This is a genomic window from Rugamonas fusca, from assembly GCF_014042365.1.
In the GTDB taxonomy this organism is placed as follows: Bacteria; Pseudomonadota; Gammaproteobacteria; order Burkholderiales; family Burkholderiaceae_D; genus Rugamonas; species Rugamonas fusca.
Genome location: NZ_JACEZS010000038.1, coordinates 1 through 16876 on the forward strand (window position 1 = coordinate 1; position 16876 = coordinate 16876).

Annotated in this window: 19 protein-coding genes and 2 pseudogenes; 10 read left to right on the forward strand and 11 right to left on the reverse strand. The window is 66.6% G+C overall.

The genetic code is table 11. The annotated features are described in order from the left end of the window. The 6 genes and pseudogenes from H3H36_RS25215 to H3H36_RS25240 all read left to right on the forward strand — a co-directional run. Positions 1-561 (forward strand): annotated as a pseudogene (locus tag H3H36_RS25215) (hypothetical protein); the annotation flags it as partial. A gap of 68 nt (positions 562-629) precedes the next feature. Continuing rightward, complete coding sequence (locus H3H36_RS25220; RefSeq protein ID WP_182220808.1) at positions 630-1085, forward strand: hypothetical protein; 456 nt, start codon at positions 630-632, stop codon at positions 1083-1085. Continuing rightward, complete coding sequence (locus tag H3H36_RS25225) at positions 1082-1765, forward strand: C39 family peptidase (protein WP_182220809.1); 684 nt, start codon at positions 1082-1084, stop codon at positions 1763-1765. The genes H3H36_RS25220 and H3H36_RS25225 overlap by 4 nt, the downstream gene beginning before the upstream one ends. 19 nt (positions 1766-1784) lie before the next feature. Then, on the forward strand, positions 1785-2369 hold the full coding sequence (locus H3H36_RS25230) for a hypothetical protein (RefSeq protein WP_229220104.1): 585 nt from the start codon (positions 1785-1787) through the stop codon (positions 2367-2369). Between the two features lie 51 nt (positions 2370-2420). Further along, positions 2421-3868, forward strand: a pseudogene (locus H3H36_RS27770) (DNA-binding protein). An 86-nt stretch (positions 3869-3954) separates the two neighbouring features. Then, on the forward strand, positions 3955-4923 hold the full coding sequence (locus H3H36_RS25240; protein WP_375539623.1) for an MBL fold metallo-hydrolase: 969 nt from the start codon (positions 3955-3957) through the stop codon (positions 4921-4923). A gap of 120 nt (positions 4924-5043) precedes the next feature. On the opposite strand, the gene H3H36_RS25245 is transcribed toward H3H36_RS25240, so the two are convergent. Together H3H36_RS25245 and H3H36_RS25250 are read right to left on the reverse strand one after the other, a co-directional pair. Further along, complete coding sequence (locus H3H36_RS25245) at positions 5044-6105, reverse strand: alkene reductase (protein ID WP_182220810.1); 1062 nt, start codon at positions 6103-6105, stop codon at positions 5044-5046. A 54-nt stretch (positions 6106-6159) separates the two neighbouring features. Continuing rightward, positions 6160-6456: an ArsR/SmtB family transcription factor gene (locus H3H36_RS25250; RefSeq protein WP_182220843.1), complete on the reverse strand. Its 297-nt coding sequence runs from the start codon at positions 6454-6456 to the stop codon at positions 6160-6162. Positions 6457-6653: 197 nt separating this feature from the next. On the opposite strand from H3H36_RS25250, the gene sugE reads away from it, so the two are divergent. Beyond that, a complete protein-coding gene (gene sugE, locus H3H36_RS25255) occupies positions 6654-6971 on the forward strand; it encodes a quaternary ammonium compound efflux SMR transporter SugE (protein ID WP_182220811.1) in 318 nt (105 codons plus the stop codon). A gap of 13 nt (positions 6972-6984) precedes the next feature. Here sugE and H3H36_RS25260 read toward each other — a convergent pair whose 3' ends face one another. The 5 genes from H3H36_RS25260 to H3H36_RS25280 all read right to left on the reverse strand — a co-directional run bounded on the left by H3H36_RS25260 (position 6985) and on the right by H3H36_RS25280 (position 10939). After that, positions 6985-7749 (reverse strand): substrate-binding periplasmic protein, encoded by a 765-nt coding sequence (locus tag H3H36_RS25260; RefSeq protein ID WP_182220812.1) that lies wholly within the window; start codon positions 7747-7749, stop codon positions 6985-6987. 88 nt (positions 7750-7837) lie between these two features. After that, the gene (locus tag H3H36_RS25265) at positions 7838-8797 is read right to left on the reverse strand and encodes a M14 family metallopeptidase (protein ID WP_182220813.1); all 960 of its coding nucleotides are present in this window, start codon (positions 8795-8797) and stop codon (positions 7838-7840) included. Positions 8798-8813: 16 nt separating this feature from the next. Beyond that, positions 8814-9281 carry a hypothetical protein gene (locus H3H36_RS25270; protein WP_182220814.1) on the reverse strand — a complete coding sequence of 156 codons (468 nt, stop codon included), beginning with the start codon at positions 9279-9281 and terminating at the stop codon, positions 8814-8816. 112 nt (positions 9282-9393) lie between these two features. Beyond that, positions 9394-10284 (reverse strand): pirin family protein, encoded by an 891-nt coding sequence (locus tag H3H36_RS25275; protein WP_182220815.1) that lies wholly within the window; start codon positions 10282-10284, stop codon positions 9394-9396. A gap of 55 nt (positions 10285-10339) precedes the next feature. After that, on the reverse strand, positions 10340-10939 hold the full coding sequence (locus tag H3H36_RS25280; RefSeq protein WP_182220816.1) for an FMN-dependent NADH-azoreductase: 600 nt from the start codon (positions 10937-10939) through the stop codon (positions 10340-10342). 113 nt (positions 10940-11052) lie between these two features. On the opposite strand from H3H36_RS25280, the gene H3H36_RS25285 reads away from it, so the two are divergent. Next, on the forward strand, positions 11053-11958 hold the full coding sequence (locus H3H36_RS25285; RefSeq protein WP_182220817.1) for a LysR family transcriptional regulator: 906 nt from the start codon (positions 11053-11055) through the stop codon (positions 11956-11958). A gap of 10 nt (positions 11959-11968) precedes the next feature. Here H3H36_RS25285 and asd read toward each other — a convergent pair whose 3' ends face one another. After that, positions 11969-12814 (reverse strand): archaetidylserine decarboxylase, encoded by an 846-nt coding sequence (gene asd / locus H3H36_RS25290; protein WP_182220818.1) that lies wholly within the window; start codon positions 12812-12814, stop codon positions 11969-11971. A gap of 406 nt (positions 12815-13220) precedes the next feature. Here asd and H3H36_RS25295 point away from each other — a divergent pair, with 406 nt between their 5' ends. Both H3H36_RS25295 and H3H36_RS25300 read left to right on the forward strand, forming a co-directional pair. After that, positions 13221-13511, forward strand: a complete 291-nt coding sequence (locus H3H36_RS25295; protein ID WP_182220819.1) for an H-NS histone family protein — start codon at positions 13221-13223, stop codon at positions 13509-13511. Between the two features lie 259 nt (positions 13512-13770). Further along, positions 13771-14391 carry an LON peptidase substrate-binding domain-containing protein gene (locus tag H3H36_RS25300; protein WP_182220820.1) on the forward strand — a complete coding sequence of 207 codons (621 nt, stop codon included), beginning with the start codon at positions 13771-13773 and terminating at the stop codon, positions 14389-14391. A 16-nt stretch (positions 14392-14407) separates the two neighbouring features. Here H3H36_RS25300 and H3H36_RS25305 read toward each other — a convergent pair whose 3' ends face one another. Genes H3H36_RS25305 through trpS form a run of 3 tightly spaced genes read right to left on the reverse strand, consistent with a single transcriptional unit; the run spans position 14408 to position 16849 of the window. Beyond that, positions 14408-15355, reverse strand: coding sequence for a DMT family transporter (locus H3H36_RS25305; RefSeq protein WP_182220821.1), 948 nt, complete (start codon positions 15353-15355; stop codon positions 14408-14410). A gap of 50 nt (positions 15356-15405) precedes the next feature. After that, positions 15406-15819, reverse strand: a complete 414-nt coding sequence (locus H3H36_RS25310) for a DUF1294 domain-containing protein (protein ID WP_182220822.1) — start codon at positions 15817-15819, stop codon at positions 15406-15408. 7 nt (positions 15820-15826) lie between these two features. Then, complete coding sequence (trpS, locus tag H3H36_RS25315; protein ID WP_182220823.1) at positions 15827-16849, reverse strand: tryptophan--tRNA ligase; 1023 nt, start codon at positions 16847-16849, stop codon at positions 15827-15829. Positions 16850-16876 lie beyond the last annotated feature (27 nt).

The window sequence follows — 16876 nt, forward strand, 5'->3', positions numbered from 1 at the left end:
GGCAGCAGCGCCGCCAGCGGCGCGGGCGGTGCGGGCGCGGGCGTGAGCAACACGGCCGGGGCCGGCGCAGCGGCGTCGAGCGGCGCCGGTGGGGCGGGCGCGGCCGGTGGTAACGGCAGCACCATGGGCGGCGCCGGGGCGGCCGGCGCGGCCGGCGGCAACGGTGCGGCCAGCGGCATGGCCCAGAACACGGGCGGCGCCGGCGCGGGTGGCGGTTCGGCCACGGGCGGCAATGGCAGCAACGGCAACCCGAGCAACGGCAGCGCCACGGCCGGTGATGGCGGCGCCGGTGGCGCCGGTGGTGGCGGCAACACGGCCGGCGCCGGCGGCGCGGGCGGCACCAACACGGCTGGCGCTGGCACGGGTGGCGCCGGCGCGGGCGGCACGGGTGGCGCGGCCGGCAACGTCGCGGTCGACGCGGGCACCTTCAACATGTCCAACACCATGAGCAATGTGGGCCAGTCGGCGGCAGGGGTGATGGTGGTCAACCAGAACAGCGGTATCGCCTCGCTGGTACAGCAAAGCGTGAACGTGCAGGCCAATTTGCAGGTCGGCAAATAGTGTGCGGTGGCGGGGCCGGACCAGGATGACGGTCCGGTCCCGCGCATTCCATTCAGGCAGAGGACGATATGCGATTTCAACGAATTTCATGGTGGGGCTTGCTGGGCCTGGCCGCGTGCCTGCACGGCGTGGCGCAAGGCCAGACGGAGGATGCCTTGGACGCCGCGTTTGCCCGCGTGGCGCCCGCCGCCGTGGCGGCTCCCATGCCCGGATTGACGAGCCGGGCAACACCCACGCCGGCGGTCCGGCCTGTTCCGTCCGACGACGATGGCATGCCATTCGGGGTGCCAGCGGTGACGGCGGAACGGCTCGCGCAATGGCGCGGCGGAACAGATACCGTTTCGAACGATATGAAACTGAACGGCGTGGTGGCGGGCAACACGGCCGTCAACGTGGCCACGGGGGCAAACACCATCACCAACGGCTCGTTCAGCAACGCCTCCGGCATGCCGGTGGCGATCCAGAATTCTGGCGCGAATGTGCTGATCCAGAACGCCACCATCATCAATGTGCAACTGCAATGAAGCGCGCCGCCCTCAGCTTGTTGGTGCTGGCCGCCCTGTGTGGCCGGACAGTGCGCGCCGCCGGGCTGGAGTTGCCGGCCGGGGGCGGCTTTTTCGTGGCCCCCGTCACCAGCTTGTCGGCCATGCGCTTCCAGAGCACGGTGCACCAGCAATACGATTTCAGCTGTGGTTCGGCGGCCGTGGCCACCTTGCTCAGCTACCACTACGGTTTTGCCGTCGATGAGCAACAGGTGTTCGCCGCCATGTTCGCGCACGGCGACCAGGCGAAGATACGGCGCGAAGGTTTTTCCTTGCTCGACATGAAGCGCTACCTGGCCCAGCACGGCTTCACGGCCGACGGCTATGAACTGCCGCTGGCCAAGCTGGTGCAGGCCCGCTATCCGGCCATCGTGCTGGTGTCGGACCACGGCTACCAGCACTTTGTCGTCGTCAAGGGCGTGGCCGACGGGCGTGTGTTGCTCGGCGATCCGGCCGTGGGCACGCGCGCCATGAGCGAGGCCGCGTTCGAGGCCATCTGGCGCAACCGGCTGCTGTTCGTCATCCATGGCTGGCGCGGCACTGCGCGCTTCAATGCGGCGGCCGACTGGCGCGCCGCGCCGCGCGCGCCGCTGGCGGATGCCTTCGACAGCCGCGGCCTGGCCGACGTCACCTTGCCCAAGAACGGCGCGGGCAATTTCTGAGACGAGTGCTGTCGTGTCCATGATGCCCACCGCGCCCACCGCGCCCACCGCGCCCACCGCGCCCACTACGCCCACTACGCCCACGGGATCGGCCGTGTCATCCGTGCCGTTGGTGGCGCGCCTGCGTCCCTTGGTGCTGGCGCTGTGCCTGTGCGGCGCGCCAGCCCTGGCCCAGGAGCCGTCCGACGATTGGGTGGCCGTGGATGACAGCCGGCTCGATGCCGCCCGCGGGGGACTGGACGCCGGCAATGGCCTGATCCTGTCGCTAGGTGTGGAAAGATTGGTTTCGATCAATGGCAACGTCGTGGCGAGTAGTAACTTTGTCATTTCCGACCTGGGCAAGGTGGCGGCGGGCGAGACCCCGCTGGCCAGTGGCGCGGCGGCGGCACTGACGCTGGTGCAGAACGGCACGGGCAATGTGTTCGACGCGGCGCAGGCCGGGCAGACCGTGGGGGCGCTGGTGATCCAGAACAGCGCCAGCGATCAGTTGATCCGCAGCCAGACGACCATCAGCACGGTCGTCAACAGCCTGTCCTTGCTCAAGAGTCTGAATTTCGAAGGCGGCCTGCGCGACGCGCTCAGCAATGCCGTGCGCCCGAAGTAGGGCCGGGCCGCCGCCCGTGGCCGTAGCGCCACCTGCGCTTGGGGAGAGACGATGCCATACCGCGAGATATTGCGTCTTAGTTCGATCGGTTTGTCGGTGGTGCTGTGCAGCGCGCCCGTGCTGGCCCAGCAGGGCGGCGCGGTCGGGCCGGACGAGCGGCCGGCCGGCGTCACGCTGGCCGAATTGCAGGCCCGGCTGTGGGACATGCAGCAACAGCTGGCCGAGCAGAAGGCGCAGTTGCAAGCGCTGCGGCGCCAACTGGGCCAGCAGCGGGGCGCAGCGGACGACGACGGCCAGGGCGGCGCGGCGTCCGCGCCGCCCGCCGTGTCCGCATCGCGGCTGGCGACGCAGCGCGGGACCGGGGCCGGGACTGGCATCGGGGGCGGGGCCGCAACCGGGGGCGTGGTTGGGGCCGGTACCGGAGCCGGCGCGGGATCGGGCCTGGCGGCAGCGTCGAGCCCGGCAGCGGGGGCGGCGGCCGATAGCAGGCCGGTGGGCGAGGCGCCGCCGGGCGCGGGCCGTCCGCCCGAGGTGGCGCCGCTGTTCGAGCAGCCCGGTGTGCTCACGGCCAAGGGGCATTATGTGCTGGAGCCGTCGCTGCAATTCGGTTATTCGTCCAGTAACCGCGTGGCACTGGTCGGTTACACCATCATTCCGGCCTTGCTGATCGGCCTGGTCGATATCCGCGAACTCAAACGCAATACGGTGACGGCCACGCTGACGGGGCGCTACGGCGTCGGCCCGCGCACGGAGCTGGAACTGAAAGTGCCCTATGTGTACCGTTCCGACAGCACGGTCAGCCGCGAAATCCTGACCGGCACCGGCGTGGACCGGGCCTTCGACACCAGCGGCAAGGCGCTGGGCGACATCGAACTGGCGCTGCGCCACCAGTTCCGCCGCAGCGCCACCAGTTCCGCCGCAGCGCCACCAGCCAGGCTTATTACGTGGGCGGCCTGCGCCTGAAGACCCGCACTGGTAAGGACCCTTTCGATGTCGTCACCGATTGCGTGACCCGCTGCGTGGGGCCGGACGCCACCGGCACCGGCCTGCCGCTGCAACTGCCCACCGGCTCGGGCTTCTATGCCCTGCAACCGAGCCTGACCTGGCTCTATCCCAGCGATCCGGCCATCCTGTTTGGCAGCGTCAGCTATCTGCACAATTTCCGGCGCAGCAATGTGATGCGCCAGGTGCTGAACGGCCAGTCCGAGCCGCTGGGTACGGTTGCACCCGGTGCCGTGTTCGGTTTCAATTTCGGCCTGGGACTGGCGTTGAACGACAAGCTGGCCATGAGCCTGGGTTATGACCACAGTTCCATCGCCCGCACGCGCCAGAACGGCCAAGCCGTGCCCGGTTCCGTGCGCACCCAACTGGGCACGCTGCTGCTGGGCATGTCGTACCGGCTCAGCGACCGGCGCACTGTCAACGTGGCCGTGGGGGCCGGGCTGACCCGCGACACGCCGGACGTGCAACTGTCGGTGCGGCTGCCCGTCAGCTTCTAAGGCAGCGTCCAAGGCGAGCTCGGCAGCAAAGTGGTAAATCAGGTATCTTAGTGTTCCTGGCAACTTTTACACCAAAGGAACATCCTATGATTTCGATGCTGCTTTCCCGGCCGACCCAGGCCGCCCTCGGTGCCGCCATCGCCGCCGCGTGCTGCGCCGCTCCGGCCCAGGCCGCCGCGCCCATGGCCAAATTCCAGGCGCCCGGCTTTTACCGCACCATGCTGGGTGACTTCGAAGTGACCGTGCTCAACGATGGCACCGTCGAACTGCCGGTCGATACCCTGCTCAAGATGCCCAAGGACAAGGCCGACAAGGCGCTGGCCAAGTCGTTCGAGCACAGCCCGCTGGAAACGTCGGTCAATGGTTACCTGATCAACACGGGCGACAAGCTGGTGCTGGTGGACGTGGGCGCGGCCGGCCTGTTCGGCCCCACGCTGGGCAAGCTGGTGGCCAACCTGAAGGCGTCCGGCTATCAGCCTGAGCAGGTCGATGAAATCTACATCACCCATATGCACCCGGACCACGTGGGCGGGCTGGTGGCCGATGGCCAGCGCGCATTCCCCAATGCCGTGGTGCGCGCTGGCAAGGCCGACGCCGACTACTGGCTGAGCCAGGCCAACCTGGACCATGCTCCGGCCGAGCAGAAAGGCTTCTTCCAGGGCGCCATGGGGGCGTTCGGCCCTTACGTGCAAGCCAATAAATTCGTCCCCATCACGGCCAACACGGAACTGGTGCCGGGCGTGAAATCGTATGCCAGCGCCGGCCACACGCCGGGTCATACCACCTACGTGGTCGAAAGCAAGGGCCAGAAGCTGGTGCTGCTGGGTGACTTGATGCACGTGGCGGCCGTCCAGTTCGACGAGCCGGCCGTGACCATCGCGTTTGACTCGGACAACCTGGCCGCCGCCGTCCAGCGCAAGGCCGCCTTCGCCGACGCGGCCAAACACGGTTATCTGATCGGTGCGGCCCACCTGCAGTTCCCGGCCCTCGGCCACCTGCGCGCCAGCGGCAAGGGATATCAGTTCGTGCCGGTCAATTACGTGATCCCACGCTGAGCGCCAGGCTCGGCCGTTAACGACAACAGGGCGCCGCGGCGCCCTGTTGTTCCTGGGTGCGTGTCACGCGCGTGGCACGCCCCGGTCAAGCCAGCGGCGCGTCAGCGCCCAAGCTTCGCCTTACGCCACTTCCAGTGCCGGGTAGTCAGTGTAGCCTTCTTCCGTCGGATGGTAGAAGGTTTCCATTTTCCACTCGTTGAGTGGCGCGTCCAGTTGCAGGCGGCGCGGCAGGTCCGGGTTGGCGATGAAGGCCTTGCCGAACGCGATCGCATCGGCCGTGCCGGCGTCGAGTACGCGCTGGGCCGTCGCCTTGTCCATCTTCTCGTTGGCGATGAACACGCCGCCAAATTCACGCTTGATCATGGGCGCCAGGCTGTCCTCGCCCACGGCTTCGCGCGCGCAGATGAAGGCGATCTTGCGCTTGCCCAGTTCGCGCGCCACGTAGCCGAAAGTGGCGGCCGGGTCCGAGTCACCCATGTCGTGGGTGTCGCGGCGCGGCGCCAGGTGCATGCCTACGCGGTCGGCGCCCCACACCTCGATGCAGGCGTCCGTCACTTCCAGCAGCAGGCGGGCGCGGTTCTCGACCGAGCCGCCGTAGTTGTCGGTGCGCTGGTTGGTGCTGTCTTGCAGGAACTGGTCAAGCAGGTAGCCGTTGGCGCCGTGCACTTCCACGCCGTCAAAGCCGGCCAGCTTGGCGTTCTCGGCCGCCTTGCGGTAGGCCGCCACGATGCCGGGCAGTTCGGCCGTTTCCAGCGCGCGCGGCACGGGGAAGGGGCGCTGCGGGCGCAGCAGGCTCACATTACCCTTGGCGGCGATGGCGCTTGGCGCCACGGGCGGCTGGCCATCGAGGAAGGAGGGGTCGGAAATGCGGCCCACGTGCCACAGCTGGGCGAAAATGCGGCCGCCGGCCGCGTGCACGGCGTCCGTCACCAGCTTCCAGCCTGCCACCTGTTCGTCCGACCACAGGCCCGGCGTGTCCGCATAGCCCACGCCCTGGGGCGTGACGGCCGTCGCCTCGCTCAGGATCAGGCCGGCGCTGGCGCGCTGCGTGTAGTACTTGGCCATCAGGGCGTTGGGCACGCGGCCGCCGCCGACGGCGCGGGCGCGGGTGAGGGGGGCCATGATGATGCGGTTTTTCAGGGTCAGGTTGCCGATGGTGATGGGATCAAACAGATTTGCCATGATGAGTTCCTGTCATAAAAGTGCCGGACCAGGCCGGCAAAAGGGAAGGCCCGTTCAGAGGCCCGTGTTCATGTGTTCGAGAAATGCCTGGATGGTCGCTTCATCGCGCTTGAAGTAATTCCACTGGCCAACCCGGTACGACACGACCAGCCCGGCCTTTTGCAGCGTGGCCAGGTGGGCCGACACGGTCGATTGCGACAGGCCGCAGCGGCGGTCGATCAGGCCGGCGCACACCCCCAGGCTGAGCGGGTGTTGCTGGTCGGCGAAAAATACTTCCGGCTCCTTGAGCCACGCCAGAATCTGGCGTCGCACCGGGTTGGCCAGCGCTTTGTGTATGGCGTCGATATCCATCATTACTCACTTGTTTCGTCACAGGACGATATATGTATCGGTTTTTGCCGATTTCAATATCGCTATCTTACGATATAAATGAAAAACGTGCTGGCCGCCGCGAAATGCCGCCGCGGCCGGCAGCTCCGGCCTGGCGGTGCTACACTGCGGCCTCGTTGGCACAAGCGGGGAGGGCCCCGCCCATCAAGGAGAACACATTGACCTGGCTGATCTTGATCCTGGCCGGCCTGCTGGAAGTGGCCTGGGCCGTCGGGCTGAAATACACGGCGGGATTCACCCGGCCCGTGCCGTCCGTGCTGACCCTGCTGGCCATGGCGGGCAGCGTGGGCTTGCTGGGATTGGCGTTGCGTCACTTGCCGTTGGGCACGGCCTATGCGATCTGGACCGGCATCGGCACGGTGGGGACGGTGATCTTCGGCATCGTCGTGCTCGGTGAGCCCGCCAGCGTGCTGCGGCTGGCGTGCATCGCCATGATCGTGGCCGGCATCCTGGGCCTGAAGCTGGCCACGGCCTGAGCGCTGCCGACCGTCAGCGGCCGTTGCTCCAGTGCTCGTAGATGCGGTTCAGTTCGCCGTTCGCCTTCAGTTTCAACAGCGCCTGGTCCAGCAAATGGTAGGTGGCGGGCGGGACTTTCTTGCTGACCCAGAAATAGATCGGTTCTTCCTTGAGCACGCCAGGCACCACGCGCACCTGGTCGCGCATGCCATTCTCGCGCACGATCCAGTTCAGCGACAGCTCGTTCATGTAGAACAGCCGTCCGTGGCCGGCGATGATCTTCTTCAGGTTGACCACATTGTCGCTGCTGCTGTCATCGACCTTCAGCCCCAGCGCGCGCAACTGGTCCGAATAGCCGGCCCCGCGCGACGTGTTGATCAGCGGCTTGAGCTTGACGAGATCGTCAAGGCTGTCCACCTTGACCGGGTCGCCCGCGGCGGCCGCCACCCGGTGCCGCACCTGGTACAAGGGCTTGCCCGCGATGGTGGCAACAGCGCGCCGGCGCGCCGTGTCCAGCAGCGCACACGCGCAGGCCACGTTGCCGGACTCCAGGCCCTGTTCGATCACGGGAATGGAGCGGAATTCGTGCTGGCCGGTGAAGTGCAGCCGCGGCTCGACTTTCTCGATGGCCTGCAGGATGTCGGGGCACACGCCCTCGCTGTGCTCGCCCCGGTTGATCCACTTGGGCGGCAGGCTTTCCTGGGCCAGCACGGGCAAATTGACCACGCCGGCCCACGCGCCGGCAGGCCAGGACGCGAGCGTGACAGTGATCAGCAGTAGTAACCGTGGGATATTCATGTTGCCTCCAGCGACGATTCTAGACGCATCGCCTGGGGCACGCCAGCATTGCATCGTACAAGCTTGCCTGAAAAACGACGTCCGGCCATCACAAGCCCGGGCTGGGGCGGGCCAGGTAATACCATTCGCATTGGGCCCCGGCTGCGCTGTCGGGAAACAGTATCACGCCGTCGAAGCCGGCCAGCACGGGCGTGCCATCGGCGCGGCGGCCGATTTCCTCGCCCTGGCGCACCGGATCGAAACTGGCCCAGTCGCGGCTGAAGCGGTCGCCGGCATGCTGCTTGTCATGCACCTCCACCATGCTCAGCACTTCCAGCGCGTTGTCGGGCACGGGGGGCGGCGCCGCCGCGCCGGTCAAACCGAGGAAGGCCAGCGTATTCAGGATCGCCTGGTAGGCCACTTGCGGCGCGTGCGGATCGGCGTGCTGGCCGCATTCCAGCGTGAGCGCATAGCCGCCCATGCTGCGCATGTATTCCGTGGTGCCCACGCCGTACCGTAGCACCGTAGCGAGCTGGTCGTTGCCATGCAGCCGCCGCTGCACGCCCTGGCCGTAGGTGCGTAGCCAGCCCTCCACGCAACGCCGCACGCCCAGCCGCCGCGCCAGCGCCCGTTCCTGGCGCGCATGGTGGAACGGTTCCAGCGGCCCGTCGTTGTCGCGTGGTCCCACCATCACGAACGGCGCGCTGTCGGCTTGGAACGAATGCAGGTCCAGCAGCACGTCATGGCCGGCCAACAGGGGACAGAGCCAGTTGGCCACGCGGTCCTCGAAATCCTGTGGCGCGGCGTTGGGGAACAGCTTGCGGTTCAGGTTGCGCTCGCCCGCGCGCTCGCCCTTGGCATAGGCCAGCGGATTGGCCACCGGCACCAGCGTCAGGCAACCACGGGCGATATGCAGGGCGCCGCTGTCCAGTTCCACCATCAGGCGTTCGATGGCGCGCGTGCCGCAAGTTTCGTTGCCATGGACGGCGCCCAGCACGATCAGGCGCGGGCCGTCGCCCTGGCCGCGGTACTGGATGGACTTGAACTGCAGTTGGCTGGCGCTGCGCATCGGCTCAGGGCGGGGTTCAGGGACGGGCATCGATCACGTCGAACGGCACTTGCATGCCGCCCAGGTAAGCCATCAGGCTGCGGGCCCGGTCGCCATCGTCCTGGCCGGCGGTGCTGGCGATGGCCGCGCGCAGGCCCGGCAGCACTTCCGTCACATGGGGGCTGCGGTAGGCTTCGATCAGCAGCAAGGCCAGTTCCGTGGCGCGGCCGCGGTTGTTGCGCATGCGCTGCTCCAGCACGGCCAGCAGCGCGCGCTGCATGCGCGGCGTGGGATTGGTGATGTAGCCGAACACGAGCGGCGTGTTGGTGATGGCGTCGCACAGCCGCTGTTCGATCTGTTCCGGTTTGACATCGGACGCGATATCGAAATAGGCGCCATTCCAGCGCGTGCGCGCGTAGGGATGGCCGGGCGGAAACGCGTCGGCCGTCTCGAAGCCGCACACGCGGCTCAGGTGGCGCAGCCAGGCGAAAATGGTGGAAGTCATGGCGCCATTTTAGCTGCAATGCAAGGCCAGCGGCAGTGGTGCCGCAGGTGCAAGAGGACCCGCCCCGGATGTGCGCAATCCGGCGGCGGGTGTGATCGTTGTCTGGAGCTTGTCAGCCCTGGGCTTCCTCACCCAGGCGTCCGGCGCGGAAGTCTTCCACGGCCGCGAAAATCTCGGCCTGGGTGTTCATCACGAACGGGCCGTATTGCGCGATCGGCTCGTTCAGGGGCTGGCCCGACAGCAGGATCGCCCGGCTGGCCTCGGCCGCGTGCAGCGTCACGCCATCGGCGCCGGCCGTGTTGGCCAGGATGGCCATCGCCTTCGACGGCACCGCCTTGTCGCCCACGGTGACCGTGCCGCGATAGGTGTACAGGAAAGCGTTGTGGCCCTGGGGCAGCAACTGGCTGAAGCTGGCGCCGGCCGGAATCTCCAGGTCCAGGTACAGCGGCTCAGTCACCTCGCGCTGCACGGCGCCGTCCACGCCGTGGCTGCGGCCGGCGATCACGCGCACCGTCACGCCCTCGGGCGTGGTGTAGCGGGGGATGTCCGCGCTGTCGAAGTCGCGATACCAGGGCTGGCGCATCTTGTCGCGCGCGGGCAGGTTCAGCCACAGCTGGAAGCCTTCCATCACGCCTTCCTCCTGCTCCGGCATTTCCGAGTGGATCACGCCGCGACCGGCCGTCATCCACTGCACGCCGCCGCTGGTGAGCAAGCCTTCGTGCCCGGCGCTGTCCTTGTGGCGCATGCGGCCGGTGAGCATGTAGGACACGGTTTCAAAGCCCCGGTGCGGGTGCGACGGGAAGCCGGCGATGTAGTCGTTGGCTTCATCGCTGCCGAAGGCGTCCAGCATCAGGAACGGGTCGAGGCGGCGCTGCAGGGACTGGGTCAGGACGCGGTTGATCTTCACGCCGGCCCCATCCATCACGGCCTGGCCATGGATGATGCGTTCCACCGCGCGGCCTTGCCGCACTTGCTCGGGTACTGCGTTCGTCATCTGTGTCATCACTCTCTCCAGTGTGGGCGCGCCGCCTGCGGCACGCCATGTTGCTTGACTAGGGTTATACCAGTACCGCGTTGATTTCCGCGTCGGCCTGGGCTTGCGCCTTGGCCACCGCTTCCGGGCCCAGGCCCATGCCTTCAGCGTACACGAACTGCACGTCCGTCAGGCCCAGGAAGGCCAGGAAGGTCTTCAGGTGCGGCAACTGGGTGTCGGACGGCGCGCCGCGGTGCATGCCGCCGCGTGCCACGGCCACGTACACTTTCTTGCCGGTCAGCAGGCCGACGGGCCCGGTGGCCGTGTACTTGAAGGTCACGCCGGCGCGGGCGATGGCGTCGAACCAGCTTTTCAGTTGCACGGTGATGCCGAAGTTGTACATGGGCGAACCGATCACGATCACGTCGGCCGCCTGCACCTGGGCGATCAGCGCGTCGTCCAGGGCCACGCGGGCCGCTTGCTCGGCGTTGCGCTGGTCGGCCGGCGTGAACAGGGCCTGCAGGGCGGCCTCGTCCAGCACGGGGTGAGGCTGGGTGGCCAGGTCGCGGCGCGTCACGCTGACGTTGGCGGCGGTGGCGCTCAGCTTGGCCACCAGGGCGTCGGCCAGGCGGGTCGATTCGGAACCGTTGCTGCGGGCGCTGGAATTGATTTGCAGGATGTTCATGGTGTGCTCCGTTTCTGTGGGGTTGTTGTTACGATGGAAGAACTTTATCAGTTCCAAAAACGTGCCGGAAGCCGTTAAAATGGATAACATTAGTCCACTGATGGAACAATCTCATGGAAATCGACCCTGGCGACTTGCTGCTGTTTGCCCGTATCGTCGAGTGCGGCAGTTTCAGCCTGGCCGCTGCCCGCGTGCAATTGCCCAAGTCCACCGTCTCGCGCCGCCTGTCCCTGCTGGAAACGCAACTGGGCGAGCGCTTGCTCCAGCGCACCACGCGCAAGCTGGTATTGACGGAATTTGGCGCCAGCCTGCTGGAACACGCGCGCCGGGTCACGGAGGAGACGGAGGCGGCCGGCGCGCTGGCCCAGCACCGGCAGGGCGCGCCCAGCGGCTTGCTGCGCGTGTCCATGCCGGCCGACTTCGCTAACCTGGTGATGGGCGCGCTGCTGGCCCGCTTCATGAACCAATACCCGGCCATTGCGCTGGAGCTGGACTTGTCGCCGCGCCGGGTCGACCTGGTGGCCGAGAACTTCGACCTGGCCATCCGCATGGGCGCGCTGCCGGACGACGCCACGCTGGCGGCGCGGCGCATCGTGCTGAGCACGCTGGGCTTGTACGCGGCGCCCGCTTACACGGGCTTGCGCGGCTTGCCAGAACATCCCGATGACCTGTTCCAGCATGATCTGCTGAGCCTGCCGCCGCGCACGAACGGCCTCACGCGCTGGACCCTGCAGCGCGGCAAGACGTTGTGGGAGCGGGACTTGCCGGTGCGGATGATGGCCAATTCACCGGACTTGCTGGTGCGCATGGCGCGCACGGGCGTGGGCATCGCGGCCAGCACCGAGCAGCTGGCGCTGCCTTATCTGCAAACGGGGGAGCTGGTGCGGGTGTTGCCGGACTGGTGTTTTCCCACCGTCACAGCCTGGGCCGTGTTCCCCGGTCGCCGGCTGATGCCGGCCAAGACCAGGGTATTCCTCGATATGCTGGAGGCGAGCTTCGAGGCTGGCGCCGCCGTGTGACGGCGGGTGCTTATTGGGCCTCGCCCATCATTTCGCCCAGGCGGACGGCGGCCGCCGGCTGCCAGCCGGCATTGAAGCGGATCGTGCCCTTGGGGAACAGCATGACGACGGTGGAGCCGAGCAGGAAGCGGCCCATTTCCTCGCCCTTTTTCAGCACGATGTTCTGGTCGCCGTAAGTCCATTCGCGCACCTCGGCCGTGCGCGGCGGGTTGACCACGCCGTGCCAGGTGGTGGCCATGCTGCCGACGATGGTGGCGCCCACCAGCGTCAGCACGAAGGGGCCGTGCGCGCCTTCGAACACGCACACCACGCGCTCGTTGCGGGCGAAGAGGCCGGGGACGCCGCGCGCCGTGGTCGGGTTGACGGAGAACAGGGCGCCCGGAATGTAGATCATCCGGGTCAGCTTGCCATCGCAGGGCATGTGGATGCGGTGGTAATCACGGGGGCTCAGGTACAGGTTGGCGAAGCTGCCGTGACGGAAGTGCTCGGCCAGCACGCGGTCGCCGCCCAGCAGGGCGGTGGTGCTGAAGCGGTGGCCCTTGGCCTGGAAGATCTGGTCATCCTCGATGGCGCCGAACTGGCTGATGCGGCCATCGACGGGGCAGACGTAGGCGGCCGGCGCCAGCGGGCGCGCGTCCGGACGCAATGCGCGCGTGAAGAAATCGTTGAAGCTGGCGTAATGGCTGATATCGGGATCGAGCGCTTCGGCCATGTTGACGTCGTAGCGGCCCACGAACCAGCGAATCAGGCTGGCCGTGGCCGAACCGCCCTTGGCGCCGGCCACCCGTCCGGCGAAATTGGTCAGCGCTCCCTTGGGAAGCAGGTATTGAGGCAGCACGGCAAGGCGGTCGGACACGATAGTTAATCCATGGCGAATAAATGGTGACGCATTATAGCGTCGTGCTGCGGGAAATACGTACTTCCGGCGCTAGGGCATACCATCTAGTGGCGACGGTGCGATGGCGGCGGCACTTTATCCGGGATTTAACTACTTGAGTATTGCGCTGTAACAAACGTGGTTGCATGCGGGCGCGGGCGGCGCTATTGCCGCCGCATCTTGAAATACAATCAGATAGTTGTAGAAATTATTCCCGATTCTATTTATATTGGTATTTGTTGTGTATATCGCCATAAAATTTCACCAGTCTTATGGTAAATTGACACTTCGTGAATTCTCACGCAATGTCACACCGAGAGTTAAGTCACAACGCCACGAAAGACGAGTTTAAACATTCGCTCTCAACCGTTCAAAGGATATAAATATGACGACGTACCAGGAATACAAAGCAAAGATCGCGGAATTGGAAAGCCTGGCCGAAACCGCACGCAAGAATGAATTGCAGGCTGCCAAGGAGCAAATCGCCGCCATTATGCGCGACTATGGCCTGACGCTGGCCGACCTGGGTGGCGTCACCAAAGCCAAGCCCGCCAAGACGCGCGCGCCCGTGCCCACCAAATATCGCGACGAGGCCACCGGCCAGACCTGGACCGGCCGCGGCCGTGCGCCCAAGTGGCTGGAAGGTAAAGACAAGGAACAATATCTGATCAAGTAAGGGGGGATCGGGAACGTACGCTGGCGTTTATTCCGGCGGCAGCGTTCCATTGTCATCATCCTCGAAACCGCCGGTACGGACGTTTGTGCAAACGTCCGGCGGCGGGGTTATCGTGTTTTATCGCCGGCGGTATATTCATGCCGCCTATTCCCCCTTTCCTGTTGCTTTTGTGATGAAAGGGAATCGCACGCAGCGCGTTTCTTGCGCTATCACTTGTTTAGGGCAATGCTGTCCACGGCGATCTGTGGGATGATGGGCCATGCTTGCCATTTCACTATTTCCACTCAATACGGTGTTATTCCCCGACGGGCACCTGCCTTTGCAAGTGTTCGAAGTGCGCTACCTGGACCTGATCAAACGATGTATCGCCGAGGATGAGCAATTCGGCGTCGTGCCCTTGCTGGAGGGCAGCGAGGTGCAATTGCCGGAGCAGCAGCAAGTGCTGGCGGGCGCCGGCACCATGGCCCGCATCCAGGATTGGTCGGCGCCCATGCCGGGCTTGCTGCGCGTGTCGTGCGTGGGCACCACGCGCTTCCAGGTGCGCAGCGCCGAGCGGCTCAAGCATGGTTTGTGGGTGGCCGAAGTCGATCCCCTCGCTGGTGACCGGGTGGTGCCCGTGCCCGAAGAGCAGCGCAACGTGGCCGATGCGCTGGCCTCCCTGATCCGCTCGCTGGAGAAAAAACAGATTTCCACCGCCAATATGCACCTGGCCCCGCCGTACCGGCTCGACGAGGCCGGCTGGGTGGCCAACCGCTGGTGCGAATTGCTGCGCCTGGACTTGCGTGACAAGCAGCGCCTGCTGTTGCAGGACAATCCCGTGCTGCGGCTGGAACTGATCCAGGACTTGTTGAACGAAAACGGCCTGCTGGCCAGTCAATGACGCGGCGCGGGCGCCGTCAGTGCGCTTGCTCGCGCGCATGCACGCGCACCGACCACACCACGCCCACGATCAGCAGCACGATGGCCGCCAGTTCCAGCGTGCGCGGCCAGTGCTGCTGGTAGAGGAAGCCGTAGAGCAGGGCGAACAGCGTTTCGAACAGGATCAGCTGGCCCGACAGCGTGACGGGGACGCGGCGGCTGGCCACGTTCCACAAATGGTTGCCGATTACGGAAGCGCCCAAGGCCAGCAGGGCGTTGACGATCCAGAACCTGCCCCAGTGGCGCCCGCTGGCCGCGCCGGCCGCGCCCGTCACATCCGCATGGTAGACGGCGAAGGCGGCCAGTCCGATCAGCAACGCGATCAGGCCGCTGGACAGGCCATACAGGGCCGACCATTCGCCGCTGCTGAAGTGGGCATTGCGCTTCAGGTAGCGCGCATTGTCGAGGGTGTACCAGCTCCAGCACAGCAGCGCGCCGCTGGCGCACAGCACGCCGACGAGCTTCTGGCCGATGCCAGTGCCGGTGCCCCCGCTGTCATGGGTGAACACGTCGATGTTGATGCAGACGATGCCGGCCGTGACCACCAGCAGCGGCCCGGCCAGCTGGCGCAGCGGCACCGAGCCGTGGTCCTTGTGCCCCATCAGCGTGACGGCGATCGGCAGCACGCCGATGATGAGCGAGGTGGGCGCCACGCCCGCCAGCTTCACCCCCAGCGACAGCAGCATGTAATAGACGATGTTGCCGGCCAGCGCGTGGCGCAGCAGTGCAAGGTAGTCGGCGCGCCCGAGCCGGCGCAGCAGGCTGCCCAGGCGCGGCAGCATCAGGCCGGCCGCGATGGCGCCATAGGCCACATAGCGGCCCACGGCCAGTTCCAGTGGCGAGTAGGCCGCCATCAGTTCCGGCACGATGAACACCATGCCCCACATCGCGCCGGCCAGCAAGCCGCACAACACGCCATTCCACATCGGCCTGGGTTCTTTCTACGTTGATGGTTGGCCGGACCGGTGGTTGGCCTTCAGGCGGCCTGCCACCGCGCCAGCCAGGTGAAGGCGGCCACGTTGGCCGCCACGGTCCCCCAGAATAGCGTACGGAATGTCCGCTTGCCGGACTTGTGCCGCAGCCATTGCTGGGCCAGGATGGCGCCCGGCCAGCCGCAGGCCAGGCCCAGTATCAGCAGCGTACGTTCCGGCGTGCGCCAGCGGCCGCGCACGGCGGCCGCCTTGTCGAGCGCGTAGGCGACGAAGCACAACAGGCTGGCCACGCCATACACGAGCGCCACCCAGGACGGCAGGCGCCACAGCACCGTCGCGGCCAGATAGAGCAGGGCGAACGCGGCCAGCGGCAGATAAGCGGCGCCCCCGGCGCCCCCGGCCACGCCGCCGTTGACGCGGCGGCGGCCGGCCGGGCGCGGCCCGCGTGCTCGCGCCATGCCTTGTTTAGAAGTAGCTCAGGCCAAGCGCGGCCTTCACTTCGTCGGCCGTGCGGGCCGCCACTTCGCGCGCGGCGGCCGTGCCATCCTTCAGCACTTGCATGATGTAGCCGCGGTCCTTGGCCAGCTCCTCGCGGCGCGCGCGGATCGGCGCCAGCATTTCCTGCAGCACCAGTTCGAGACGCTTCTTGACGACGCTGTCGCCCAGGCCGCCGCGCACGTAGTGGGCTTTCATCTCGGCCAGCGCGGCCTGGTCCGGATCGAACGCGTCCAGGTAGATGAAGGCCACGTTGCCTTCCAGGTGGCCGGGGTCTTCCACGCGCAGGTGCAGCGGGTCGGTGTAGACCTTCTTGACGGCGGCCGTGATCTCGGCGGCGCTGGCGCCCAGGTTGATGGTGTTGCCCAGCGACTTGCTCATCTTGGCCTTGCCGTCGATGCCGGGCAGGCGGCCGATCTCCGGCACCAGGGCCTTGCATTCGACCAGGATGTCGCGGTTGGCGATGCGGTTGAAGCGGCGCACGATCTCGTTGGTTTGCTCGATCATCGGGATCTGGTCCTCGCCCACCGGCACCAGCGCGGCCTTGAAGGCCGTGATGTCGGCCGCCTGGCTGGCTGGATAGGTGAGGAAGCCGGCCGGAATGTCGCGCTCGAAGCCGCGCAGCACGATTTCGGCCTTCACCGTGGGGTTGCGCTCCAGGCGCGCCACCGTCACCAGGTTCAGGTAGTAAAAGGTCAGCTCGGCCAGTTCCGGAATCTGCGACTGGATCAGGATGGTGGACTTGGTGGGGTCGATGCCCACGGCCAGGTAGTCCAGCGCCACTTCGACCACGTTGCGGTGCACCTTGCCCGTGTCGTCCATGTTGTCGGTCAGCGCCTGCGAGTCGGCCAGCATGATGTACTGCTTGTAGTCGTGCTGGTAGGTCACGCGGTTACGCAGGCTGCCCACGTAATGGCCCAGGTGCAAGGGGCCGGTGGGGCGGTCGCCGGTCAGGATGACGGCGGGGGAGGTGGACTTCGCTGGCAGACTCATCAGGGTTCCTTTACGTTACCCCCGTCC